This is a genomic window from Sphaerisporangium sp. NPDC005289 (assembly GCF_040607455.1).
Taxonomy (GTDB): Bacteria; Actinomycetota; Actinomycetes; order Streptosporangiales; family Streptosporangiaceae; genus Sphaerisporangium; species Sphaerisporangium rhizosphaerae.
The window spans coordinates 75837-100868 of record NZ_JBEXGS010000010.1 but is presented as its reverse complement, the minus strand read 5'-3'; the positions used below and the strand labels follow the sequence as shown (position 1 = coordinate 100868).

The 25032-nt window shown below is 73.1% G+C and carries 20 protein-coding genes; 11 read left to right on the top strand and 9 right to left on the bottom strand.

Features of this window, described 5'->3' with window-relative positions; genetic code table 11:
* Nucleotides 1-16 precede the first annotated feature (16 nt).
* Nucleotides 17-4264 carry a HAMP domain-containing protein gene (locus ABZT47_RS19190; protein ID WP_354843411.1) on the bottom strand — a complete coding sequence of 1416 codons (4248 nt, stop codon included), beginning with the start codon at nt 4262-4264 and terminating at the stop codon, nt 17-19.
* Nucleotides 4265-4381: 117 nt separating this feature from the next.
* Nucleotides 4382-6181, bottom strand: a complete 1800-nt coding sequence (locus ABZT47_RS19185) for a long-chain fatty acid--CoA ligase (protein ID WP_354843408.1) — start codon at nt 6179-6181, stop codon at nt 4382-4384.
* A gap of 238 nt (nt 6182-6419) precedes the next feature.
* Here ABZT47_RS19185 and ABZT47_RS19180 point away from each other — a divergent pair, with 238 nt between their 5' ends.
* The 7 genes from ABZT47_RS19180 to ABZT47_RS19150 all read left to right on the top strand — a co-directional run bounded on the left by ABZT47_RS19180 (nt 6420) and on the right by ABZT47_RS19150 (nt 12771).
* On the top strand, nt 6420-7187 hold the full coding sequence (locus ABZT47_RS19180) for a metallophosphoesterase (RefSeq protein ID WP_354843405.1): 768 nt from the start codon (nt 6420-6422) through the stop codon (nt 7185-7187).
* 132 nt (nt 7188-7319) lie between these two features.
* The gene (locus ABZT47_RS19175) at nt 7320-7757 is read left to right on the top strand and encodes an SRPBCC family protein (RefSeq protein WP_354843402.1); all 438 of its coding nucleotides are present in this window, start codon (nt 7320-7322) and stop codon (nt 7755-7757) included.
* On the top strand, nt 7754-8938 hold the full coding sequence (locus tag ABZT47_RS19170; protein WP_354843399.1) for an ArsA family ATPase: 1185 nt from the start codon (nt 7754-7756) through the stop codon (nt 8936-8938). Before ABZT47_RS19175 ends, ABZT47_RS19170 begins: the two co-directional genes overlap by 4 nt.
* Nucleotides 8938-9627 carry a hypothetical protein gene (locus tag ABZT47_RS19165; protein ID WP_354843397.1) on the top strand — a complete coding sequence of 230 codons (690 nt, stop codon included), beginning with the start codon at nt 8938-8940 and terminating at the stop codon, nt 9625-9627. Before ABZT47_RS19170 ends, ABZT47_RS19165 begins: the two co-directional genes overlap by 1 nt.
* A 16-nt stretch (nt 9628-9643) precedes the next feature.
* Nucleotides 9644-10588, top strand: a complete 945-nt coding sequence (locus ABZT47_RS19160) for an ROK family glucokinase (protein WP_354843394.1) — start codon at nt 9644-9646, stop codon at nt 10586-10588.
* An 86-nt stretch (nt 10589-10674) separates the two neighbouring features.
* Nucleotides 10675-11394, top strand: a complete 720-nt coding sequence (locus ABZT47_RS19155) for an endonuclease/exonuclease/phosphatase family protein (RefSeq protein WP_354843391.1) — start codon at nt 10675-10677, stop codon at nt 11392-11394.
* Nucleotides 11395-11577: 183 nt separating this feature from the next.
* Nucleotides 11578-12771 (top strand): hypothetical protein, encoded by a 1194-nt coding sequence (locus ABZT47_RS19150; RefSeq protein ID WP_354843388.1) that lies wholly within the window; start codon nt 11578-11580, stop codon nt 12769-12771.
* A 34-nt stretch (nt 12772-12805) separates the two neighbouring features.
* Here the strand turns inward: ABZT47_RS19150 and ABZT47_RS19145 are convergent, their stop codons facing one another.
* Both ABZT47_RS19145 and ABZT47_RS19140 read right to left on the bottom strand, forming a co-directional pair.
* Nucleotides 12806-13255 (bottom strand): hypothetical protein, encoded by a 450-nt coding sequence (locus ABZT47_RS19145; protein WP_354843385.1) that lies wholly within the window; start codon nt 13253-13255, stop codon nt 12806-12808.
* Between the two features lie 150 nt (nt 13256-13405).
* Nucleotides 13406-14167, bottom strand: coding sequence for an alpha/beta fold hydrolase (locus ABZT47_RS19140; protein WP_354843383.1), 762 nt, complete (start codon nt 14165-14167; stop codon nt 13406-13408).
* Between the two features lie 189 nt (nt 14168-14356).
* Between ABZT47_RS19140 and ABZT47_RS19135 the strand changes: the two genes are divergently transcribed.
* Entirely contained in the window at nt 14357-15070 is a 714-nt protein-coding gene (locus ABZT47_RS19135; protein ID WP_354843380.1) for a lysophospholipid acyltransferase family protein, read from the top strand.
* A 55-nt stretch (nt 15071-15125) separates the two neighbouring features.
* Here ABZT47_RS19135 and hypF read toward each other — a convergent pair whose 3' ends face one another.
* Both hypF and ABZT47_RS19125 read right to left on the bottom strand, forming a co-directional pair.
* Complete coding sequence (gene hypF / locus ABZT47_RS19130) at nt 15126-17414, bottom strand: carbamoyltransferase HypF (protein ID WP_354843377.1); 2289 nt, start codon at nt 17412-17414, stop codon at nt 15126-15128.
* A gap of 31 nt (nt 17415-17445) precedes the next feature.
* Nucleotides 17446-18444 (bottom strand): Gfo/Idh/MocA family oxidoreductase, encoded by a 999-nt coding sequence (locus ABZT47_RS19125; RefSeq protein WP_354843375.1) that lies wholly within the window; start codon nt 18442-18444, stop codon nt 17446-17448.
* 381 nt (nt 18445-18825) lie between these two features.
* Here ABZT47_RS19125 and ABZT47_RS19120 point away from each other — a divergent pair, with 381 nt between their 5' ends.
* Together ABZT47_RS19120 and ABZT47_RS19115 are read left to right on the top strand one after the other, a co-directional pair.
* Nucleotides 18826-20322: an MFS transporter gene (locus ABZT47_RS19120; protein ID WP_354843372.1), complete on the top strand. Its 1497-nt coding sequence runs from the start codon at nt 18826-18828 to the stop codon at nt 20320-20322.
* Nucleotides 20323-20482: 160 nt separating this feature from the next.
* Complete coding sequence (locus ABZT47_RS19115) at nt 20483-21301, top strand: cellulose binding domain-containing protein (RefSeq protein ID WP_354843369.1); 819 nt, start codon at nt 20483-20485, stop codon at nt 21299-21301.
* A gap of 93 nt (nt 21302-21394) precedes the next feature.
* Here the strand turns inward: ABZT47_RS19115 and ABZT47_RS19110 are convergent, their stop codons facing one another.
* Complete coding sequence (locus ABZT47_RS19110; RefSeq protein ID WP_354843366.1) at nt 21395-21616, bottom strand: hypothetical protein; 222 nt, start codon at nt 21614-21616, stop codon at nt 21395-21397.
* A gap of 321 nt (nt 21617-21937) precedes the next feature.
* Between ABZT47_RS19110 and ABZT47_RS19105 the strand changes: the two genes are divergently transcribed.
* On the top strand, nt 21938-22741 hold the full coding sequence (locus ABZT47_RS19105; protein ID WP_354843363.1) for a cellulose binding domain-containing protein: 804 nt from the start codon (nt 21938-21940) through the stop codon (nt 22739-22741).
* A gap of 13 nt (nt 22742-22754) precedes the next feature.
* On the opposite strand, the gene ABZT47_RS19100 is transcribed toward ABZT47_RS19105, so the two are convergent.
* Both ABZT47_RS19100 and ABZT47_RS19095 read right to left on the bottom strand, forming a co-directional pair.
* The gene (locus ABZT47_RS19100; RefSeq protein ID WP_354843360.1) at nt 22755-24068 is read right to left on the bottom strand and encodes an FMN-binding glutamate synthase family protein; all 1314 of its coding nucleotides are present in this window, start codon (nt 24066-24068) and stop codon (nt 22755-22757) included.
* Nucleotides 24069-24130: 62 nt separating this feature from the next.
* Nucleotides 24131-24874, bottom strand: a complete 744-nt coding sequence (locus ABZT47_RS19095) for a hypothetical protein (protein WP_354843357.1) — start codon at nt 24872-24874, stop codon at nt 24131-24133.
* Nucleotides 24875-25032: the final 158 nt, after the last annotated feature.

Here is a 25032-nt window from a genome sequence, read left to right as displayed (position 1 = left end):
CGTCTGAGGGGCGGGGTCAGAGTTCGAGCCAGCGCTGCATGCGGTCGATGAGCTCCTCGGAGTCCACCGGCTTGGTGACGTAGTCGCTGGCGCCCGACGAGAGGGTCTTCTCGCGGTCGCCGTGCATGGCCTTGGCGGTGACCGCGATGATCGGCAGGTTGGCGAAGCGCGGCATCTCGCGGATCGCGGCCGTGGCGGCGTAGCCGTCCATCTCGGGCATCATGATGTCCATCAGCACCAGGTCGACGTCGTCGTTGCGCATCAGCACGTCGATGCCCTTGCGGCCGTTCTCGGCGTAGAGCACCTGCATGCCGTGCAGCTCCAGGATGTTGGTGAGCGCGAAGACGTTGCGCACGTCGTCGTCGATCACCAGCACCTTGCGGCCGAGCAGGCCGCTGTCGACCTTCTCGACGTCCTGGGGCGTCTCCTCGGGGCTGGCCTGCACCAGCGGCAGCACGTCCCCAGGGCCCTCGGCCGACAGGTGCAGCGTGATGCGCTCGCGCAGCTCGTCCAGGCTGGGCAGGCGCTCGAGCGGCTGGGTGCGCGAGCGGCCCTGCAGGAGGTTCTCCTGCGGCCGGGTGAGCTTGCGGGTGTGGTGGGCGAGCACCGGCAGCGACCGCAGCGCCGGGTCGTCGTCCAGCCGGCGCAGGAACTCCGCCGCGGCGTCCTGCGGCATGCCGAGGTCGAGCACGATGCAGTGGTAGCCGTCGCGCGTGAGCGCGGCCATGGCGGTGTCGGGGTTGCTCGCCGTGGTGACCCGCACCGGGCCGTGGGTCTGCGACAGGTCGGCCACGACGCTCTGCGCCAGCAGCGACAGCAGCCCGTTCGGCCGCGCCTCGACGACCAGCAGGCGACGGCCGTCGAGGTCCGCGCCCTGCGGGGGCGAGGGGGCCGGCAACTCGACCGGCTCCGCCGGCTCCACCGGCTCGGCCTGCCGGGGGGCCGGGCGGCCCGTGCCGGGGACCGTCGGCTCCTCGTCGGAGAAGCCGTTCATCGGCAGGTAGAGGCTGAACGTGCTGCCCTCGCCGAGCGTGCTGTCCGCGCGGATCTCGCCGTGGAACAGCGTGGCGATCTCGCGGCTGATGGACAGGCCGAGGCCGGTGCCGCCGTACTTGCGGCTGGTGGTGCCGTCGGCCTGCTGGAAGGCGTCGAAGATCTGGGAGAGGTTCTCCTCGGCGATGCCGATGCCGGTGTCGGACACGTGGAAGGCCAGGACCTCCTGGCCGGCGCCGCTCGGCAGGTCCATCGTGGTGCGCTCGACGCGCAGCGCGACGGTGCCCCGCTCGGTGAACTTCACCGCGTTGGACAGCAGGTTGCGCAGCACCTGGCGCAGGCGCTGCTCGTCCATCAGCAGCTGAGTGGGCACGTCCGGGGCGACCTGCACGTCGAACCGCAGCCCCTTCTCGGTGGTCAGCGGCCGGAAGGTGGCCTCGACGTAGTCCAGAAGCTGGCGGATGTGGAACGGCTCCAGCGTGAGGTCCATCTTGCCGGCCTCGATCTTGGACAGGTCGAGGATGTCGTTGATGAGCTGGAGCAGGTCGGTGCCGGCCGAGTGGATGACGTTGGCGTACTCCACCTGCTTGGCGGTGAGGTTGCGCGCGGGGTTCTGGGCCAGCAGCTGGGCCAGGATGAGCAGTGAGTTGAGCGGGGTGCGCAGTTCGTGGCTCATGTTGGCCAGGAACTCGCTCTTGTACTTGGAGGCGAGCGCGAGCTGCTGGGCGCGGTCCTCCAGCTCCTGGCTGGCCTGCTCGATCTCGATGTTCTTGGTCTCGATGTCGCGGTTCTGCCGGGCGAGCAGCTCGGCCTTCTCCTCCAGCTCGGCGTTGGAGCGCTGGAGCTCCTCCTGGCCGACCTGCAGTTCGGTGGCCAGCCGCTGCGACTCGGTGAGCAGGGCGTCGGTGCGGGCGTTGGCCACGATCGTGTTGACGTTGACGCCGATGGTCTCGACGAGCAGTTCGAGGAAGTCGCGGTGGATCTGGGTGAAGCGGTTGAGGCTGGCCAGCTCGATGACGCCGAGCACCTGGTCCTCGAAGACGATGGGCAGCACCATGAGGTTCACCGGCCCCGCCTCGCCCAGGCTTGAGGCGATCTTGAGGTAGCCGTGCGGGACGTCCTCGACGAGGATGGTGCGCTTGGCCAGCGCCGCCTGCCCGACCAGGGAGTCGCCCAGGGCGTAGCGGCGGGAGTCCTCCCGGTGGCCGTAGCCGCCGACCAGTCGCAGCTCGGTGCCGCGGGGGGTCTCCTCGGCCAGCAGGAACGTGCCGTGCTGCGCGCTGACCAGCGGCGCCAGCTCGTTCATGACCAGCTCGGCGACCACCGACAGGTCGCGGTGGCCCTGCATCAGGCCGGAGATGCGGGCGAGGTTGGTCTTCAGCCAGTCTTGCTCCTGGTTGGCCCTGGTGGTCTCGCGCAGGGACTTCACCATGGAGTTGATGTTGTCCTTGAGCTCGGCGACCTCGCCGGAGGCGTCGACGGTGATCGAGCGGGTGAGGTCGCCCGAGGTCACCGCGCTGGTCACCTCGGCGATGGCCCGAACCTGACGGGTGAGGTTGCCGGCCAGCTCGTTGACGTTCTCGGTCAGGCGCTTCCAGGTGCCCGAGACGCCTTCGACCTCGGCCTGGCCGCCCAGGCGGCCCTCGCTGCCCACCTCGCGGGCCACGCGGGTGACCTCGGCGGCGAAGGAGGACAGCTGGTCGACCATCGTGTTGATGGTGGTCTTGAGCTCGAGGATCTCACCGCGGGCGTCGACGTCGATCTTCTTGGTCAGGTCGCCCTGGGCCACGGCCGTGGTGACCTGGGCGATGTTGCGCACCTGGCTGGTCAGGTTGTTGGCCATGGAGTTGACGTTGTCGGTGAGGTCCTTCCAGGTGCCGGCGACGTTCGGCACCCGGGCTTGGCCGCCGAGCTGGCCCTCGGTGCCGACCTCGCGGGCCACGCGGGTGACCTCGTCGGCGAACGCGCTCAGCGTCTCGACCATCGTGTTGATCGTCTGGGCGAGCGCGGCCACCTCGCCCTTGGCCTCGACGGTGATCTTCTGCGACAGGTCGCCCCTGGCCACCGCCGTCGCGACCTGCGCGATCGAGCGCACCTGGCTGGTGAGGTTGGACCCCATCACGTTGACGTTGTCGGTGAGGTCCTTCCAGGTGCCCGACACGCCGCGCACGGTCGCCTGGCCGCCCAGGTTGCCCTCGGTGCCGACCTCGCGGGCCACGCGGGTCACCTCGTCGGCGAACGCCGAGAGCTGGTCGACCATCGTGTTGATGGTCTCCTTGAGCTCCAGGATCTCGCCGCGCGCGTCGACGCGGATCTTCTGCGACAGGTCGCCCTTGGCGACCGCCGTGGTGACCTCGGCGATGCTGCGCACCTGGGCGGTGAGATTGTCGGCCATGACGTTCACCGACTCGGTGAGCGCCTTCCAGGTGCCCGAGACGCCCTTGACGTCCGCCTGGCCGCCCAGGCGCCCCTCGGTGCCGACCTCGCGGGCCACGCGGGTGACCTCGTCGGCGAAGGAGGACAGCTGGTCGACCATGGTGTTCAGCGTGTTCTTCAGTTCGAGGATCTCGCCGCGCGCCGAGACGGTGATCTTCTGCGACAGGTCGCCGCGCGCCACCGCCGTCGCCACCTGCGAGATGTTGCGCACCTGGTCGGTGAGGTTGCCCGCCATGGAGTTCACCGAGTCGGTCAGGTCGCGCCAGGTGCCGGCGACCTCGGTGACCTGCGCCTGGCCGCCGAGACGGCCGTCGGTGCCGACCTCGCGGGCCACGCGGGTGACCTCGTCGGCGAAGGAGGACAGCTGGTCGACCATCGTGTTGATGGTGTTCTTCAGCTCGAGGATCTCGCCGCGCGCCGAGACGGTGATCTTCTGCGAGAGGTCGCCCTTGGCGACCGCGGTGGTGACCTGGGCGATGCTGCGCACCTGGTCGGTGAGGTTGCCCGCCATGGCGTTCACCGAGTCGGTCAGGTCTTTCCAGGTGCCGTACACGCCCGGCACGGCCGCCTGGCCGCCGAGCTGGCCCTCGGTGCCGACCTCGCGGGCGACGCGGGTGACCTCGCTGGTGAACAGCGAGAGCTGGTCGACCATGCCGTTGAAGACGGTGGCGATCTCTTTGTAGAGGCCGTCGCCCTCCTCGGGCAGCCGCGTCCCGAAGTCGCCGTCGCGGACGGCGGTCAGGCCCGCCAGCAGTTGCCGCAGGTCCACTTCTGGGCCGCCCGCCGTCGCGCGGGTGGTCCTTGCGCGCTTGGCGGTGCCGACGCTCTCAACCATGTCCACCCTTAAGTTCGCGTCCAGTGCCGGGCCAAACCATCGTATAGAGCGGCCCTCATCAGCGAGAACAACCGCCGGTAGGGCAAAGTGGCCCGAACGCGGCGACGAGTGCCCGGCTCAGCCGTAGATGGCCTCGATGTCCTTGGCGAAGTCGCGCGCGACCACGTTGCGCTTGACCTTGAGCGACGGGGTCAGATGACCGCTCTCCTCGGTGAGGTCGGTGGGGAGGATGGCGAACTTCTTCACCTGCTCGGGCTTGGAGACCAGGATGTTCGCCTCGTCCACGGCCTTCTGCACGGCGGCCAGGACGTCAGGGTCGGCGCACAGCTCGGCGTCGGAGACGCCCGCCTTGCCGTTGGCCTGCTTCCACGGCCCGAGGGCCTCGGGGTCCAGCGTCACCAGCGCCGCCACGAACGGCCGGTCGTCGCCGATCACCATGGCCTGGCTGACCAGCGGGTGGGCGCGGATGCGGTCTTCCATGGGGGCCGGGGCGACGTTCTTGCCGCCGGCGGTGACGATGATCTCCTTCTTCCTGCCGGTGATGCGCAGGTAGCCGTCGGCGTCCAGCGAGCCGACGTCGCCGGTGTGGAACCAGCCGTCCTCGTCGATGGCCTCGGCGGTCGCCTCGGGGTTGTTCCAGTAGCCGTCGAAGACGTGGCGGCCCTTGACCAGCACCTCGCCGTCGTCGGCCACGGCGATCGTCACGCCGGGGAATGGCTTGCCGACCGTGCCGATCTTGTTGGCCCCGGGGATGTTGACCGCCGAGGGGGCCGAGGTCTCGGTGAGCCCGTAGCCCTCGAAGATCTCGATGCCGGCGCCCCTGAAGAAGTGGCTGAGCCGCTCGCCCAGGGCCGAGCCGCCGCACACCGCGGCGCTGAGCCGGCCGCCGGTGGCCGCGCGCAGCTTGGCGTACACGAGCCGGTCGAACACCGCCCGCTGCAGCCGCAGGCCCGCGCCCGCCCCGCCGGCGCTCTCGGCGCGGCTCCACGCCACCGCGACCTGCACCGCGCGGTGGAAGATCTTGCCGGTGAGCGCGCCGCTGGAGGAGGCCTTCTGCTCGGCGGCGTTGTAGACCTTCTCGAACACCCGCGGCACGCCCAGCAGGAAGGTGGGCTTGAACTCCTGCAGGTCGGGCGCGACGTTCTTCATGTTGGGGGTGTGGGCGAGGACGGTGGCCGTCTCGATCAGGACGATCTCGATGATGCGGGCCAGGCTGTGGGCCAGCGGCAGGAACAGCAGCGCGGCCCGGCCGTCGAGCTCGAACAGCGCCTCCAGCGGGCCCCTGGCCACGTTGCGCGCGGTGAACAGCAGGTTGTCGTGGGTGAGGCGGCAGCCCTTCGGCTGCCCGGTCGTGCCGGAGGTGTAGATGAGGGTGGCCAGGTCGAGGCCACCCCGCGCCAGCCGGCGCTCCTTGAGCGTCTCCTCGGAGACGTCCGCGCCGCCCGCGGTCAGCTCGGCGAGCGCGCCGTTGTCCAGGCACCACACCGACGGCTCCCCGGCGATGCCGGAAAGCGCCTCGCGGACCGTGCGCTCGTGGGCCTCGGACTCGACGATGACGGCCTTGGCGCCGCTGTCGGTGAGGATCCAGCGCACCTGCTCGGGGGAGGAGGTCTCGTAGATGGGCACGCTGACCCCGCCCGCGGCCCAGATGGCGTAGTCGACGACCGTCCACTCGTAGCGGGTGCGCGACATCAGCGCCACCCGGTCGCCCGGCTCGACGCCGGCGTCGATGAGCCCCCTGGCCACGCCCGCGACCTGGTCGCGCAGCTCGGCGGCGGTGACGGGCGTCCAGGACTCGCCGGACTTACGGTTGATCACCACCGTGCCCGGCTCCTGCTCGCCCCGCTCGAAGACGATGTCGGCGCAGTTGTCCGACAGCGGGACGTCCACCAGCACGGGAACGCTGTACTCGCGCACGGTCACTCCTTCGAACGCATGCCGGGAGGCGGTGTTTCCCGGTGGTCGCCCTGGACGCTATCGCGTCGGGCCGACGGTGCGGTAGACGGCGTTCCGAAGGGCCCGACCACGCTATCAGGGCCGCGGCCCCGGACCCGGTGCCCGCACGGCGCGTCCGGCGTGTCGCCCGCGCCCGCCTCCCATGCGGCGGCCCCCACGCGGCGGCCGGCCCGGGGGCGCCCCGTTTACTATGTGCGTCATGCGGGTCCATGTCGTCAGCGACGTCCACGGGCGCATCGACGCCCTCGCCCGCGCCGCCGACGGCGCCGACGCGCTGGTCTGCCTCGGCGACCTGCTGCTGTTCGTCGACTACGCCGACCACTCCCAGGGGATCTTCGCCGAGCTGTTCGGCCACGAGCGCGCCACCGAGTTCATCGCGCTGCGCACGGCCGGCCGCTTCGACGAGGCGCGCGGCATGTCGGCCCGCCTGTGGGAGGCGCTCGGAGGCGAGCCGCGCGAGCACATCGAGCGGGCGGTTCGCGCCCAGTACGCCCGCATCTTCGCCGCCATGCCGACGCCCGCCTACCTCACCTACGGCAACGTCGACGTGCCCCGTCTGTGGGGCGAGCACCTCAGGGAAGGCCACCACGTGCTCGACGGCCAGACCGCCGAGATCGGCGGGCTCACCTTCGGGTTCGTCGGCGGAGGCCTGCGCACGCGCTACCGCACCCCGAACGAGGTCGACGACGAGGAGTTCGCCCGCAAGGTCGAGGCGGTCGGCGCGGTCGACGTGCTGTGCTGCCACATCCCGCCCGCGGTGCCCGACCTGCTGTACGACGTGGTGGCGCGGCGCTTCGAGCGGGGGAGCGAGGCCACGCTGGAGGCGATCAGGGCGACCCAGCCCCGGTACGCCCTGTTCGGGCACGTGCACCAGCCGCTGGCCGCGCGCACCCGCATCGGCCGCACCGAGTGCGTGAACGTCGGCCACTTCCGCGGCCGGGGGCACCCCTTCGCCCTCGACCTGTGACCGGCGCGACGGCCCCCTCGAAAGGGGCGCCGTCCCGCTTCCGGGCGCCGCCGGGCGGGAGCGTTCCCGGCCGCCGCGAAGATCACACCCTCGGGCGTTCGCTGGGGAACGGCGAACGAGTACGGTAAGCCCATGGCTGATCGCACCACGTCCAGCATCACGATCGGCGCCGCCCCGGCGGCGATCACGGCCGTCATCGCCGACTTCGCCGCCTACCCCGAGTGGGCCGGTCAGGTGAGGTCCGCCGAGGTCCTGTCCGTGGGCGAGGACGGCCGCCCCGACACCGTCCGGTTCGCCCTCGACGCGGGGGTGATCACCGACGAGTACACCCTCGGCTACCGCTGGCACGGCGACCAGGCCGTCGACTGGGAGATGGTCGAGTCCGGCAAGATGCTGTCCGGGCTGACCGGCAGCTACCGCCTGGCCGGTGCGGGCGAGGCCACCGAGGTGACCTACGAGCTGGCCGTGGACCTCAAGGTGCCCATGATCGGCATGGTCAAGCGCAAGGCCGAGAAGGTCATCGTCGACACCGCTCTGAAGGGTCTGAAGAAGCGCGTCGAGGGCCGATGAGCGCCGAGGCGCCGCGCATCCTGCTCTTCACCGGCAAGGGAGGAGTGGGCAAGACCACCGTCGCCGCGGCCACCGCCACGCTCGCCGCCCGCCGGGGGCTCAAGACGCTCGTTGTCTCCACCGACACCGCCCACTCCCTGGCCGACGCCCTCGGCGTGCCCGGCTCCGGCGAGCCGTCGGAGGTCGAGCCCGGCCTGTACCTGCAGCAGGTCGACACCCAGCGGGCGCTGGAGCGCCACTGGGGCGAGCTGCGCGAGTACGCGCGGGGCCTGCTCGCCGAGCTCGGCCTGGACGGGGTCACCTCCGAGGAGCTCACGGTGCTGCCCGGCGCCGAGGAGGTCATCGCCCTGCTCGAGCTGTGCGACCAGGTGCGCACCGGCCGGTGGGACGTGGTGGTCGTCGACTGCGCCCCCACCGCCGAGACCCTGAGGCTGCTGGCCCTTCCCGAGGCCCTCGACTGGCATGTCCACCGCCTGCTCCCCGCCGGCCGCCGGCTGCTGCGCGCCCTCGCCCCTCTCGTCCGGCACGTCGCCCGGCTCAGCCTGCCCGAGGACGCCGTCGTCAGCGCCGGCGAGCGGCTGCACGCCGGGCTCATGGAGGTGCGCGAGCTGCTGAGCGGCGGCGGCGCCTCGGTCCGCCTGGTGCTGACCCCCGAGGCGGTCGTCGTCGCCGAGGCGCGGCGCACCTTCACCTCCCTCAGCCTGTACGGCTACCGCGTCGACGGCGTCGTGGCCAACCGGGTGTTCCCCGAGGACGGCGGCGACGCCTGGCGCAGCGGCTGGGTGGCGGCGCAGGCCCGCCATCTGGCGGCCGTCGGGGAGTCGTTCGCGCCGCTGCCGGTCCACACCGTCCCCTACCTGCCCGCCGAGCCGGTCGGCGCCGAGGCGCTCGCGGGCCTGGCCGAAGGGCTGTACGCCGGCACCGACCCGTTCGCGCCGCCCTCCGGCGAGCCGCCGCTGACCGTCCGCGCCAAAGACGATCTCCACGAGCTCACCCTCGCGCTGCCCCTCGCCGACCGGTCGGAGGTCGGCCTGGCCCGCAAGGGCGACGAGCTGATCATCACCGCGGGCTCCTACCGCAGGGTCCTGGCCCTCCCCGCCGCACTCGCCCGCAGATCCGTGAGCGACGCCGTGCTCCTCGACGGGCGCCTCCGGGTACGGTTCGAGGCAGGAGGGGCCTGATGACCGAGATGAACGACCGCGACGCCGGCACGCCGGCCGACGGCATCGAAGTGAACGACAGCGACGCCCGGAAGGCGCGTCCCGCCGCGCCCGGCGGAGAGGACCGGCCGCGTCCCGCCGGAGGCGAGGACGCCGGCCCGCGCGCCGTGCCGCGGGAGGAGTGGTTCCAGCAGCGTGAGCGAGAGCGCGAGGACGAGCGGCGCGACGCCGTGCGCGACGAGTGGTTCCGGCGGCGTGAGGGCGACCGGCCGCGCGACTCCCGCGACGCGCGCGGCCAGACCGCCGACCCGCTGGGCTCGGTGGCCGAGGAGGCGCGCAAGCTCTTCGACGCGCTGCAGCAGCGGGTCGGCCGCGAGGTCGGCAAGGGGCTGGTCAAGGGCTCGGTGGCCGGGCTCGGCCACGGCCTCGGGCAGGCCCTCGGCGGCGGCTCCGGCCGCGCGTCCGGTGATGTGTGGGCCGAGGCGGTGTCGGGGCACGATGACGATGAGTACATCTGCCGTGCCTGCCCCGTCTGCCGGCTCAAGGCCGCCCGCCGCGAGGCCGGCGGCGACGTCACCGACCACCTGATCACCGCGGGCGGGGAGCTTCTCGCCGCGTTCCGCCAGGCGGTGGACGCCGTGTCGCGACCGGCCTCGCCGAGGGGCGCCGGCGACACGGACACCCGGGTTCAGCACATCGACCTGGGCTGAGGTGAAGGGATGAGAAATGGCGCTGACGATCGGCGTTGACGTCGGTGGCACGAAGATCGCCGCCGGGGTCGTGGACGAGGACGGCCACATCGTGGAGAACCTCCTGCGACCCACCCCCGCCGACGACCCCGACAAGGTGGCCGAGACGATCGCCGAGGCCGTCCTCGAGCTCGCCGGCCGCCACGACGTCGAGGCCGTGGGGCTGGGAGCGGCGGGGTTCGTCGACGAGACCAGGTCGATCGTCCGGTTCGCCCCTAATCTCGCCTGGCGCGAGGAGCCCTTGCAGAAGGCCGTCGCTGAGCGGGTGAGTCTCCCCGTCGTGGTGGAGAACGACGCCAACGCGATGGCCTGGGGCGAATACCGCTTCGGGGCCGGGCGCGGCGAGAGCCACGTGGTGTGCGTGACCGTCGGCACCGGCATCGGCGGCGGTCTGGTCTTCGGCGGCGCCCTGTACCGCGGCCGGTGGGGCATGGGCGCCGAGATGGGCCACATGCAGGTCGTCCCCGAAGGGCGGTTGTGCGGCTGCGGCAACCTCGGCTGCTGGGAGCAGTACGCCAGCGGCAACGCCCTGGTGCACGAGGCCCGGCTGCTCGCCGAGGCCGAGCCCGGGCGCGCCCGGCGGCTGCTCGAGCTGGCCGGCGGGTCGGTGGACGGCATCGAGGGCACGCACATCACCCAGGCCGCCAGGGACGGCGACGATGCGGCGCTCACGGCGTTCTCGACGATGGCCGAGTGGCTCGGCCAGGGCATGGCCGACCTCGCCGCCGTCCTCGACCCGGGCCGGTTCATTCTGGGCGGCGGCGTCTCCCGCGCCGCCGACCTGTGGATCGACCACGCCCGCGCGGCGTTCCGGCGCGCGCTCACCGGGCGCGAGCACCGCCCGCACGCCGACATCCGCCCCGCCGAGCTCGGGCCCTCCGCCGGCCTGGTCGGCGCCGCCGACCTCGCCCGCCACCCCTGACCACGCCACCCGGCCGCCTCCGCGCGGCCGGGTGCCATCCCCGCCCGCCCGGTCCGTCAGACCCGTTCCGGAGGCGTCCGCGCTCCATGGTGATCCGCGTCGGCACCTACAACGTGCGCTCCATGTACGACGACAACGCCGCTCTGGCGCGGGTCGTCAGGGCCATGGCGCCCGACGTCCTGTGCCTCCAGGAGGCCCCCCGCCTGCTGCGATGGCGCCGCAGGCGGGCGTGGCTGGCCCGCGCCGCCGGCCTGCGCATCGTCACCGGGCGGCGCTGGGGCGGCGTGGCCGTGATGGCCGGCCCCGGCACGCGGGCCGTCCACGCCGAGAGCCACCTGCTGCGGCCGTTCGCCGGGCTCGAACGGCGCGGGGTCGCCATCGCGGTGGTCGAGCGCGACGGCGTGGCGCTCACCGTCGCCTCGGTCCACCTGGACCTGCGCGCCGCCGCCCGGCTGTGCCACGCGGTGGAGATCATGGGCCTGGCCCAGGACGTCTCCCGCCGCTTCGGCGCGCCGCTGGTGCTCGCCGGCGACGTCAACGAGCAGCCCGGGGGGCCCACCTGGGACTACCTGACCCGCACGCTGGCCGACTGCTACCCCTTGGCGCCCCGGGGCGATGGGCTGACCTTCACCGCCCGGCGGCCGGGCAAGCGCCTGGACGCCGTGCTGGCCGCGCCCGGCGTCGCCGTGCGCTCGTGCGGGGGCGTGGACGCCGCCGCCGCCGATCTGCGGGCGGCCACCGACCACCTGCCCGTCCTGGCCGAGCTCCTCGCGGCCCCGCCCGGCGGCGAACGCCTGGCGGGATGACCGCGCGCCACCCCGGCCCGGTGGCGAACGCCGGGGATGACCGCGCCGCCGTGGCTCGGGGGCGAGTGCGGCGGGGGCCTGGCGGTGTGATCGCGTCGACGGGCGGACTGTGTTCAGGTGACCGTTTGGTCAACACTCGGGTAGCTTCCGCGCGTGGGATGGCGGGAGACGTACGATTTGGTCATGTCCCGCCGCCTGCCGAGGCGTGCGTTGCCGTTGTGCGTGCTGCTGACCGGAGTGCTGACCGGTGCGCTCGTCCGCACCATGCCCGCGGCCCACGCGCACGCCGAACCGCCCCGCCCGCGTGCCGCCGAGCGCGGGCCGGTCGGCATGTTCCAGGAGTCGGCCACCGCGCGGCTCCAGAGCGACGGCTCGCTGTCCGACGTGGCAGGGCTGTCCAGGACCGACATTTGGGCCGTCGGCCAGGAGGACGTCTGGGAGGCCTGGCAGAACCGCGGCGTCATCACCCACTGGGACGGCGCCGCCTGGACCGAGGTGGGCATCCGCAACGACGCCTCCAGCGCCGGTCACCTGAGGTCGGTGGCCGCGGCCACGCCGCGCGAGATCTGGGCGGTCGGCGAGGGCCACGACGGCCTTCCCTACGTGGTGCGCGGCGACGGCTCGGTGTTCGACCGCGTGAGCGTGCCGCAGCTCGGCACGGGCGACTGGCTCGGCGGGGTGGACGCCGTCCCGGGCCGCATGGTCGCCGTGGGCGGACGCGGCGGCCAGCCGCTGATCGCCACCTCCACGGCCAAGGGCTGGACCACCGTCAAGGGCAAGAGCAAGGGCATGCTGTACGGGGTCGCGCTGACCCGCAAGGGCGACGGCTGGGCGGTCGGCGACGGCGGGTCACAGCCGCTGGTCATGCGGCTGTCGGACGGCGCGTGGAAGACCGTCCCCACGCCCTCGATCGCCGGCGGTTACCTGCGCGACGTCTCCATGCAAGGGCCGAAGAAGGCCGTCGCCGTGGGCGGGGTCTACCACGACGGCGGCAAGATCTCCCCGCTGATCCTCGAGTGGAACGGCAAGCGCTGGCGGCGGGCCGAGGCGCCCGACCGCTACGCCGAGCTCTACGGCGTCACCGGCGACGGCAAGGGCCACTTCTGGGTGTCGGGGTTCGACCCTGCGCACCCGGGCGAGGCCTATCTGCTGCGCGGCGGGTCCGGCTGGCGGGTCGTCCGCGGCGAGGAGTCCGCCCGGCCGCGCACGATGCGCCTGCAGGCGGTCACCCACGTCGGCGACCTCACCATGGCCGTCGGGCACGTCGTGGACGCGGCCGACCGCTACACCGACGTGATCGAGCGCTTCCAGCCTGCGGAGGCCAAGAGCGACGCCGCCGCGCCGGCCCGCACCACCGGTGCTCCCACGGCGCGGTGACCGGCGCCGCGCGGCACCACCTGGCAGGGGCCGCTCAGATGACCGCGCCGTCGTCCCAGCCGGAGTCGGGCGGTGAGCCGTCGCCCATGCGGACGATCAGCGCGACGAAGCCGCCGATGAACGCCGAGATGGCGGCGAAGATGATCCACCCCTCCATCGGCCACGACAGGAGCGCGGCCAGCAGGAGATAGGCCGGGCCGCCGAAGAGCGCCAGCCAGGCGATCTTGGTGCCGGAGTCCATCTTCGGCAGCGGGGGAGGGGGCGGGGGAACGTAATGGTCACCGTCGTCCTCGGCGACGGCGTCGTCCCGCTCGTCCTCACGAACCTCCGCGGGGACCTCGGCCTTCACCGCCTGGGGGGCGTCGTCGACGGGGACGTTCTCACGATCCGGCCACGGCTGCGCGCCCGAGGTCGGTTCGGCGGTCTCGTTGAAGGAGGCGACGATCTGACGCCAGACCTCGTCCTCATCGCTCTGTGGCGTCACCGGTCACTTCGATTCGTTCCAATGCTCATGGGCGCGCTCGCTGGATTGCTCGTGCTGCTGACCGTTGCTCGGTGGGTGGCTCCTGGATCGCATCGCTCCGGGCCGCCGCCACGTCTCGCCGCCTGACGCGGGCCGGGGCAGGGGGCCGGATCAGTCTCTCTGCAAGGGTACCGACGCGTGGGCCCTGATGAAGTCCAGGCTCCCCTCGAATATCAGAGGCGCATCGTTGTCCAGTGTGGCGACGTGGTAACTGTCGGCGCATTCGCGCACGGTCAGGTTCGCGCCGAGCACTTTGCGCAACAGCTCGACACTGGCCGGCTTCACCACGTGGTCCTCAGGGCTGTGGTAGACCAGCACCGGCTGGGTGACGCGGCCGAGCTCCGACTGCACCAGCGACCACAGCTTGGGCAGCGTGGCCGCCGCCCTGACCGGCGTGCGGGTGTAGCCCAGCTCGGTCACCCCCTCGCGCTTGATGTCGTTGGCCACCCCGGCGACCGAGGACACCACGAACTTCAGCACCGGGGCCAGCTTCAGCAGGGGCACGTCGTTGACGATGGAGGGGTTGACCACCACCACGCCCCGCACGGCCCGGCCGTGGACCTCCGCCAGCCGCAGCGCCATGCACCCGCCCATGGACAGCCCCATGACGAACACCTCGGCGCAGCGGCCCCTGAGGTTCTCGAAGGCCCGCTCCAGCTCGGCGTACCAGTCTTCCCACCGCGTGCGGTTCATCTCCTGCCAGGTCGTCCCGTGCCCGGGAAGGCGGGGCAGCGAGACGGTCAGGCCGGCCGCCGCCAGGTGCTTCGCCCATGGGCGAAGCGACTGCGGCGTCCCGGTGAAGCCGTGGCAGAGCAGCACCCCGACCTCGCCACCCTCGTGCTCGTACGGCTCGGAACCGGGCATGAGCGGCATGATGGTTCCCTCCTGGTGCGGCTCGCCTGATCGTCGCATGTTCAGGGCCCGCCCGCGAGATCCGCGGGCCAGGGTGTCGCGGACGGCGCACGGCGAGGTGTAGGTGGTGTGCCGTGGGCATGCGAAGATGACGCCACGCCTGTGAGACGGGCGTGTCGCGACCGCGTGAGCCGGAGAAGGAGTGCCCGAGTGTTCTACTGGGTGGTGAAGGCCATTCTCGCTCCGTTCCTTCATCTGGTGTTCCGCCCCTGGTCGGAGGGCACCGACCACGTCCCCAAAGAGGGTCCGGTCATCCTCGCGGGCAACCACCTGTCCTTCGCCGACCACTTCTTCGGCGCCCTCCCGCTGCCCCGCAAGGTCATCTCGCTCGGCAAGGCCGAGTACTTCACCGGGCGCGGCGTGAAGGGGCTGATGAGCCGGGCGTTCTTCACCGGCGTCGGCACGGTGCCCATCGACCGCTCCGGCGGCAAGGCCAGCGAGGCCGCGCTGCGCACGGGGCTGCGCGTCCTGCGCGAGGGCCACATCCTCGGCATCTACCCCGAGGGCACCCGCTCGCCGGACGGCCGCCTCTACAAGGGCAAGACCGGCGTGGCCCGCCTGGCGCTGGAGTCGCGCGTGCCGGTGATCCCCTGGGCGATGGTCAACACCTTCGAGATGATGCCCACCGGCCGGCCGTTCCCCAAGCTGGGCATCCGCCCGGGCGTGCGGTACGGCAAGCCGCTGGACTTCTCCCGCTACTACGGCATGGAGGAGGACCGCCTGGTCCTGCGCGCCGTCACCGACGAGATCATGTACGCGCTCATGGAGCTGTCGGGCCAGGAGTACGTCGACAAGTACGCCGCCAGCGCCAAGGTCGAGATGGCCCGCGCCGCCAGGAAGTCCGGCTCCACCCCGGCCCCCTGAGGACCCGCCACGCCCGCCGGCCGCTCACCGCGGCTTCCGGGGCGCCCGGCGGGGGTCACGTCTCGCCGGAGCGCCGCTGCCGGGCGGAGGCCACCGCGACCTGGCCGAGGCTGATCCCCCCGTCGTTGGGCGGCACCCGGCGGTGCGTCAGCACCGTGAACCCGTGGTCCTCCAGCAGGGCGCACGCCCGCTCCAGCAGCAGCATGTTCTGGAACACGCCGCCGGACAGCGCCACCGCCGTCAGCCCGGTGTCCTCGCGCACCCGCAGGCAGCCGGAGAGGATCAGCCGGGCGACGCCGTTGTGGAACCGCGCGGAGACCACCGGGGCCGCCACCCCGGCCAGCACGTCCTCCAGCGCCGCCTCGACCAGGTCGCGTCCCTCCGCCGCGAAGCCGCCGGACGGTTCCGGTGCGGGGGCGGTGAGCAGGCGGCAGGGGTAGGCGCCGCGTTCGCGGGGGTCGGCGAGCTGTTCCAGCTCGACGGCGGCCTGCCCCTCGTAGGTCACCGCGTCGCGGCCGGTGACGATCGCCGACACCGCGTCGAACAGCCGCCCCGCGCTCGAGGTCAGTGGTGCGTTCACCCCGTGCCCCGCCATGGTCACCACGGCGTCCCACAGGACCGCGTTGCGCGCCCGGACGCCGAGCGACCGCGGCGCGCCGCCGCCGAGGTAGGCCGCGGCCATCCGCCAGGGCTGCCGGACCGCCGCGGCGCCCCCGGGCAGCGGCACCGCCGCCAGATGGCCGGCCCGCCGGAACCCGGCCAGGCCGGCGACCAGGAACTCCCCACCCCACAGCGTGCCGTCCGCGCCGTACCCCAGGCCGTCGAAGGCCACCCCGATCACCGGCCCCTGCGCGCCGTTGTCGGCCAGGCACGAGGCGATGTGCGCGTGATGGTGCTGCACGCCCATCCGCTCGGCGTCCTCGCGGTCCAGCGCGTACTTGGTGGACAGGTACTCCGGGTGCAGGTCGTGCGCCACCACCGCGGGACGGATGCCGAACAGCCGCTCGAAATGGCGCACGCCCTCGACGAACGACCGCAGGGTCTCGTAGTTCTCCAGGTCGCCGATGTGGTGCGACACGAACGCCCGGCCGCCCTCGGCCAGGCAGAAGGTGTGCTTCAGTTCGGCGCCGCACCCGAGCACCGGCCGGCGAGGCCCCCGGGCGAGCGGCAGCGGGGAGGGGACGTGGCCGCGCGACCGGCGGAGCGGCAGCTCCCGGCCGCGGAACACCCGCACGACCGAGTCGTCCGTGCGCGTGTGGATGGGCCGGTCGTGAGTCAGGAAGGCGTCGGCGATGCCGCGCAGGCGCTCGAACGCCGCCTCGTCGGTGTAGGCGATCGGCTCGTCGGACAGGTTGCCGCTGGTCAGCACGATCGGCTCGGGGAAGCGGCGCAGCAGCAGGTGGTGCAGCGGGGAGTAGGGGAGCATCACGCCGAGCGAGCGGGCGCCCGGGGCGACGGCGGGGGCGATCGCCGCGTCCGGGCGGCGGCCGAGCAGCACGATGGGCCGCTGCCGGCCGGTCAGCAGCCGTTCCTCCTCCGGGCCGACGTCGCACAGCCGCCGCGCCGCGTCCAGGTCGGCCGCCATGAGCGCGAACGGCCGGTCCTCGCGGCGCTTGCGGGCGCGCAGCCCGGCCACCGCCCGCCCGTCGCCGGCCCGCACCGCCAGGTGGTACCCGCCGATGCCCTTGACGGCCAGCACCAGCCCGCGCCGCAGCAGGGTCGCGGCCCGGGCGAAGGGGTCGCCCGGGATCTTGCAGGACGCGGCGTCCACCAGCCGCAGGCGGGGCCCGCACGCCGGGCAGCACACCGGCTGGGCGTGGAAGCGCCGGCTCGCCGGGTCGTGGTACTCCGCGGCGCACGCCTCGCACATCGGGAAGGACGCCATCGTGGTGCCCGCGCGGTCGTAGGGCGAGGACAGCACGATCGTGAACCGCGGGCCGCAGGCGGTGCAGTTGACGAACGGGTAGCCGAACCGGCGGTCGGCCGGGTCCGCCAGCTCGCGCAGACAGTCGTCGCAGGTGGCGACATCGGGCGAGATCAGGGCGCGGCCCCGTCCGGCGCCGGTGCTCGCGACGATGTCGAACCCCGGCTCGCCGGTGACCGGGATCTCGCGCGAGGTGACCCGGTCGACCACCGCCAGCGGCGGCGGCCGCTCGCGCACCGCGCGCACGAACGCGGCGACGGCGCCCGAGGCGCCCTCCACCTCGATGAACACGCCGCGCTCGTCGTTGCCGACCATTCCGCGCAGGCCGAGATCGGTGGCGAGCCGGTGGACGAAGGGGCGGAATCCCACCCCTTGGACGACACCGTCGACACGGACCTCGGCGCGGACACAGGACCTCACATGATCAGTCTCGGCCTCGTCAACCGGCTGATCAACGAACCTCGGCGGCCATGTCGGACGGCGGCGCGGCGGACCGGGCGACGTGCTCGCGCGCCCGGTCCAGCAGGCGGGCCATGGCGAGGGAGTCGTCCAGCGGCATGATCGCGCTCTCGGTGCGGCCCTCGGCGAGCGCGTCGCGGACCTCCCTGATCTCGCCGGCGTAGCCGTTGTCGGACTCGGCGATGAGGTGCTCCTCGGGCTCGCGGGAGGGGCCGTGCAGCAGCATGCGCCGGGTGGCGTAGAACGGCGCCTCCAGCTCGGCGCGCATCAGGGTGCCGGTCACCGTGGCCGCGTTGGACAGCGGGCTGAGCAGCGAGGTGTCCAGCAGCGCCCGCGCCCCGCCGTTCCACGACAGCAGCAGCCCCGCCTCCGCGTCGACCCCGTCGGCCGACAGCGAACCGGTGACGTCCATGGCGTCGGGCTCGCCCAGCAGCAGCTGCGCCAGCCCCATCGGGTAGATGCCGAGGTCGAGCAGGGCCCCGCCGCCGAGCGCCGGATCCCACAGCCGGTGCGACGGGTCGTAGGGCAGCGGGAACCCGAACGACGCGGCCACCGAGCGCGGCGTGCCCAGCGCGCCCTCGCCGATCATGCGGTGCAGCCGCTGGACCAGCGGGTTGAACCGCATCCACATGGCCTCCATCAGGAAGACCCCGGCGTCGCGGGCGAGCTTGACCATGCGCTCGGCCTCGGCGGCGTTCAGCGCCAGCGGCTTCTCGCACAGCACGGCCTTGCCCGCGGCGATGGCCAGTTCGGCCACCGGCAGGTGGTGCGAGTGCGGCGTCGCCACGTACACGACGTCGACGTCCGGGTCGAGCACCAACTCGGCGTGCGAGCCGTACGCGCGCGGCGCGCCCAGTTCGGCGGCGAGCGCGGACGCCCGGCCGAGGTCGCGCGACCCGACGGCGGCGACGCGCATGCCGGGTTCGGCGGCGATCACCTTCCCGACGGTGCGCGCGATTCCGCCGGTGGCGGCGATACCCCATGACAGCACGATGTTCCTCCTTGGTGTGATCCGCGCCGCACGCCTCACGGCGTGCCGGCGGTCTGGTGCGGTGGTCGGTGGTCCTGCGGCGGGCGGGCGGCCCCCGGCGCTCCCGTGGACATCCGCGCTCCTCCAATGGCCGGCGTTCAGCGGAACGTGCCGGCACGGCGTGCGCCAGGTGTCGTACGTCTATCACACGCGCGAGCTCCGGCGGCCCGCCGCCCGGGGGACGCGGGGGTGCGGCGGCGCTGGGGAAACGGCGGGTTCGCGCCGCATCCTCCGCTGATCGCGGGGGTGCGCGGGCGAGGGACGAGGCGGGAAAAGATCGTGATCAACGGGTATGTATCGTGCTTGTGCACACTTTTAGTGATCAATGATCGGGGACGGTTCATGAGCGGTTCGGCTTCGGAGAGCGGCCCTCCAAAGAAGGAGGACGGAGCGGAGCCCGGCTCCCGGGTGCGGGCGCCGGGCGTGGTGGTGGCGGTGCTGGCGTTCTGCGGCATCGTCGTGTCGCTGATGCAGACCATCGTCGTGCCGCTCATCCCCGACCTGCCGCGCCTCGTGCACACCTCCGCGGCCAACGCCTCCTGGATCATCACCGCCACGCTGCTCGCCGCCGCGGTCTGCAACCCGGTCAGCGGCAGGCTCGGCGACCTGTACGGCAAGCGGCGCGTCATGCTCGCCAGCCTGCTGCTGATGATCATCGGATCCGTCGTCTGCGCGCTGTCGGAGGGGCTCATCCCGGTGGTCGCCGGGCGGGTGCTCCAGGGGTGCGCCATCGGGGTGATCCCGCTCGGCATCAGCATCATGCGGGACGAGCTGCCGCCCGAGCGGCTCCCCTCGGCGATGGCGCTGATGAGCGCCACCCTCGGCGTGGGCGGCGCCATCGGCCTGCCGCTCGCCGCCTTCATCGCCCAGCACGCCGACTGGCACGCGCTGTTCTGGATGGCCGCCGCGGCCGGGGCGGTCAACCTGCTGCTGGTCGCGCTGATCGTCCCGGAGTCGCCGCTACGTGCCGCCGGCACGTTCGACGTCCCGGGCGCCATCGGCCTGACGGTGGGCCTGGTCTGCCTGCTGCTGGCCATCACCAAGGGCGGCGACTGGGGATGGACGAGCGCCCCGACCCTCGGGCTGTTCGCCGCCGCCGTGGCCGTCCTGCTCGCCTGGGGCCTGATGGAGCTGCGCCTGCGCGCGCCGCTGGTGGACCTGCGCACCACCGCGCGCCGCCCCGTCCTGCTGACCAACCTGGCCTCGGTGGTCGTCGGCTTCGCGCTGTTCGCGATGTCGCTGGTGCTGCCCACGCTGCTGCAAAGCCCGCCCGCGACCGGGTACGGGCTCGGGCTGTCGCTGGTCGAGGCGGGGCTCTGCCTGGCGCCCGGCGGCCTGGTGATGATGCTCCTCTCGCCGGTGTCCGCGCGGGTGTCGCGGCGGTGGGGGCCGAAGGTCGCCCTGATGGCCGGCACACTGGTGATCGCCGCCGGGTACGCGGCCACGCTGGGCCTGATGCGCTCGGCGTGGGAGGTCGTGATCGGCGGGTCGGTGATCGCGGCCGGGGTCGGCCTGGCCTACGCCGCGATGCCGGCGCTGATCATGGGCTCGGTGCCGGCGTCGGAGACCGCCGCCGCCAACGGGCTGAACGCGCTGATGCGCTCGATCGGCACTTCGGCCTCCAGCGCGGTGACCAGCGTCGTGCTGGCCCACATGACCCTGGCGGCGGCCGGCCCGTACACGCTGCCCTCCCTGCGCGGCCTCCAGGTCGCCCTGCTGATCGCCTGCGGGGTGTCCCTCCTGGGCGCCGCGATCACCTACTTCATCCCCGGACGGCCACGCCCCGGCCGCCCCGGCGGCGACCCGGTGACCGGCTCCCTCGCCCGCTCCACCGGCTGAGCCCCCGGCCCGGGCGGCGGTGAGCCGCGTGCCGGATGAAACGTTCATGGACCACCAGCGCATCCAAGGGCGGGGAGCGACGATCTCTTCCCTGGTCGCGGAAGGCGTTCGATGCTCGCGAGGAGAGATCGTCGCCGTCGTGCATCGCTGGAGGGATCGGATGGGACTCCGCGCACCATGTTCATGGGGTAGGTGGGCGGCTTCGGCCGTCGCGTCGCTCGCCCTCGCTCTGACCGCCGTCTCCGGGGCGTACGCCGCCGCCCCGGCGAGCCCGGCGTCCGGCTCGGGCGCCGTGTCCGCCGCCGACACCACGCCGCCGTCGAAGCCGACCGGTCTTCACGAGCCCTGCTCCTCCGACACCTTGTACGTGCTCTTCTGCTGGACGGCGTCCACCGACGACGTCGGGGTCGTCGCCTACGACGTCTACCGGCAGGGGGACACCGGGTACGTCCAGGTCGGGACGTCCTCGTTTCCGGCCTTCGGAGATGACGACGTGGTCATCGGGAGGACCTACACCTACATCGTGATCGCCAGGGACGCGGCGGGCAACCAGAGTGCGCCCTCCGACCCGTTCGTGGCCCTCGCCCGCGGCGGGCTCCCCTCGCCGTCGGCCAGCCCGAGCCACACCCCGACGCCGCCGAGCCTCGCGTGCCACGTGACCTACGAGTTCGTCGCGTGGCGGACGGGCCAGAACGCCTGGATCACGGTCAAGAACACCGGGAAGGCCCCGATCGACGGCTGGACGCTGTCCATCGTGTGGTCGCAGCCCGCCCCGCGCCTCACCTCGGGGCACTCGGCGGTGTGGAGCCAGAGCGGCGCCACGTTCAACGCTCGGAACCAGGCGTGGAACAAGGTCATCCCGGCCGGTGGATCTGTGCAGACCGGCTTCACCGCTGCGCACGTCGGCGCCACCCCCGAGCCCAGCACCTTCGCCATCAACGGCGTCGGCTGCTCGGCCACCTTGATCCCGCGCGGATAGCCGGGCGCCGCCGGAGAGGAGGGCCGAGGCCCGAGGCCCGCGAACCGCGCCGTCCTCGGGCCTCCCGGTCACCGCGCACGGACGCCCGTTGGGTCAGGTCGCCGGGGCGCCGGGGATCCAGGACGTGCCGGCCAGGGGGACGCGGGCCATGGCCGCGGCCTCCACCGTGAGGGCGACCAGGTCGTCGGTGCCGAGCTGGTGGACCGACGACTTGCCGCAGGCGCGGGCCGGCATCGTGGCCTCCGTGGCCGGCGCGCGCAGGAAGTTCGCCACCCGCTCGGCCCCGAAGTCGGGGTCGAGCCGGTCGGCGAGCATGTCGTCTGCCCTCCCTTCGTGGCCTCCAGGTCGCCCTGCTGATCGCCCGCGGGGTGTCCTTGCTGGGCGCCGCGATCACCTACTTCATCCCCGGACGGCCACGCCCCGGCGGCACCGGCGGCGACCCGGTGACCGGCCCCCTCGCCCGCTCCACCGGCTGAGCCCCCGGCCCGGGCGGGGGTGAGCCGCGTGCCGGATGAAACGTTCATGGACCACCAGTGCATCCGATGGAGGGCGGGGATCACTCCTTTCCGGGGCGCGCAGGACGTCCGATGCTCGTCGGGAGAGGATGTCGCCGTCGTGGACCGATGGAGGAACCGGATGAGACTCCGCACACCGCGTTCGTGGGCGGCCCTGGCCGCCGCGTCGCTCGCCCTCGCCCTGACCGTCACCTCCGGCGCGTACGCCGCCGCCCCGGCGAGCCCGGCGTCCGGCTCGGGCGCCGTGTCCGCCGCCGACACCACGCCGCCGTCGAAGCCGACCGGCCTGTACGACCGCTGCTCCACCGACTACAAGGGCGTGTTGTTCTGCTGGCAGCCCTCCACCGACGACGTCGGGGTGGTCGGCTACGACGTCTACCGGCAGTCGGCCACCGGGTACGTCCAGGTCGGGTCGTCCACGGCCACGATCTTCGACGACCAGGACGTGGTCACCGGGACGTCCTACACCTACATCGTGATCGCCAGGGACGCGGCGGGCAACCAGAGCGCGCCCTCCGACCCGCTCGTGGCCCTCGCCCGCAACGACTTCCCCACGCCGACGCCCACCCCGACCCCGACGCCGCCGAGCCTCGCGTGCCACGTGACCTACGAGTTCGTGGCGTGGCGAACGGGCCAGAACGCCTGGATCACGCTCAAGAACACCGGCACGGCCCCGATCGACGGCTGGACGTTGTCCATCAGGTGGCAGGAGCCCGCTCCGCGCCTCACCTCGGGCCACTCGGCGGTGTGGAGCCGCACCGACTCCTTCTTCACCGCCCGCAACCTGGCCTGGAACAAGGTCATCGCGCCCGGCGCATCGGTGCGGCTCGGCTTCACCGCCGCGCATACCGGCGCCACTCCCGTCCCCCTGTACTACGGCGTGAACGGCGTCTACTGCTCCTCCACCTACGGCCCGCGCCGATAGCCGGGCGGCGCGGTCAGGTGGCCGGGGCGCCGGGGATCCACGAGGTGCCGGCCAGGGGGACGCGGGCCATGGCCGCCGCCTCCACCGTGAGGGCGACCAGGTCGTCGGTGCCGAGCTGGTGGACCGACGACTTGCCGCAGGCGCGGGCGAGCATCGTGGCCTCCGTGGCCAGCGCGCGCAGGAAGTTCGCCACCCGCTCGGCCCCGAAGTCGGGGTCGAGCCGGTCGGCGAGCATGTCGTCCTGGGTGGCGATGCCCACCGGGCAGCCGCCGGTGTGGCAGGCCGTGCACGAGCCGGGCACGGTGCCGAGGGCGCGGTAGCCGAGGCTGACGTCGGCTCCGGTGTCGTCGGAGGGGGAGTTGCAGCCGAGCGCGATGAGCGCGGCCACCCCGATCGACACGGCGTCCGCGCCGAGGGCCAGCGCCTTGGCCACGTCGGCGCCGCTGCGCACGCCCCCGGAGACGACGAGCTGGACCCGGCCCTCCATCTCCATCGCGCGCAGCGTGTCGGCCGCCATGCGCGTCGCCGCCAGCGTCGGGACGCCGGTGTGCTCGATGAACACGTCCGCGGCGGCCCCCGTGCCGCCCTGCATGCCGTCCACCACGATCACGTCCGCGCCCGCCTCGACCGCGAGCCGGACGTCCGAGGCCACCCGCGCCGCGCCGATCTTGACGTACACCGGGATGCGCCAGGAGGTGACCTCGCGCAGCTCCTCGATCTTCACGCGCAGGCCCTCGGGCCCGTACCAGTCGGGGTGGCGGCTCGCCGAGCGCTGGTCCACGCCCTCGGGCAGGTCGCGCATGAAGGCCACGGGGGTGGTGACCTTCTGGCCGAGGAGCACCCCGCCGCCGCCCGGCACGGCGCCCTGGCCGAGGACGATCTCGACGGCGTCGGCAGAGCGCAGGTGGTCGGGGTCGAAGCCGTACCGCGAGGGGAGGCACTGGTAGACCAGCGTCTTGGCGGCGCCGCGCTCGACCGGGGCCATGCCGCCCTCGCCGGTCGTCGCCGAGGTCCCGGTCATGCCGGCCGCCCGCCCGAGCGCCTCCTTGGCCGCGGACGACAGGGCGCCGAACGACATCCCGGCGATCGTGATGGGGATGTCCAGGACGACGGGTTCCTCGGCATGCCGGGTGCCGAGGATGGTGCGGGTGTCGCAGCGTTCCCGGTGCCCCTCGGGCAGGCCGGAGGACAGGCCGGCCGGCAGCAGCAGCAGGTCGTCGAAGCTCGGCACGGCGCGCCTGGCGCCCCAGCCGCGCACCGCGCCGCCGCCGAGCCTGGCGCGTTCCTGGATCTGCGCGATCACCTCGGGGGAGAAGGTGTGGCTCATCCTGTCCTCGGCGTAGGTCGATGGGTGGAGATCCCCCGCGTCCATCAGCGGGGGACGGGCGGCTAGTAGGCCCCGTGGTCGTCGTGACGGGCGTGCATCTGGTACATGCGGCGGGCCGAGACGACCTTGGTCACCTGGGAGGGCGCGACATGGTCGAACCCGCATCCCTCCGCGAGGACCTTCACGAACGTCGCGTCGTGCTCGTCGAGCTCTTCGATGACCGCTCCGTCGCCGAGCCCGGCGATCTTCCCGTTGACGTAGACGACCGCCTCGAACAGCGAGTCCCCGAGGCACGGGCCGGCGTTCCCGCCGACCAGGATCACCCCGGACTGGGCGAGGTGCCCGCAGTAGGCGCCCGCGTCGCCGCCGATCGCCAGCGTGCCGCCCTTGAGGGAGATGCCCGCGTGCGAGGCGCAGGAGCCGTCCACCACCACGACCCCGCCGCGCGCGGAGGCCGCCGTGCTGCGCCCGGCCGAGCCGCGCACGTGAACGTCGCCCGACATGAGGTTCTCGCCGGCGCCGCCGCCGACGGAGCCGTTGACGGTGACGCGCGCCTGCTTGCCGAGCCCGCCGGCGTAGAAGCCCGCGGGCCCGTCGATCTCGACGTGGACCGGGGCGTCCAGGCCCACCGCCAGGTTGTGCCGCCCGCCGGGGTTGGCCACGACGGCCCGTCCGCACGGGAGGGCCTGCAGCGACCGGTTGATCTCGCGGGTGGTCATCGCGGCGGCGTCAAGGCTCAGCCCGGCCCCCGGCGGAGCCCCTTGCCCTCCGGCCCGCTGGTCGGGCGGATGCGGCGGGGACGTCATCGCGCCTCCTGTTGACAGCCGTGCATCGGTGCCTGTCAGGAGTGAACCGTGACAATGTTGCCGCCGTGATGCTCGCGGATGACCACAGTGTTACCGGCGGGCCACTATCTTCTTCCGCGCCGCCCGGGTCCGGCGGAGAACGCGATGACCAGCCCTTT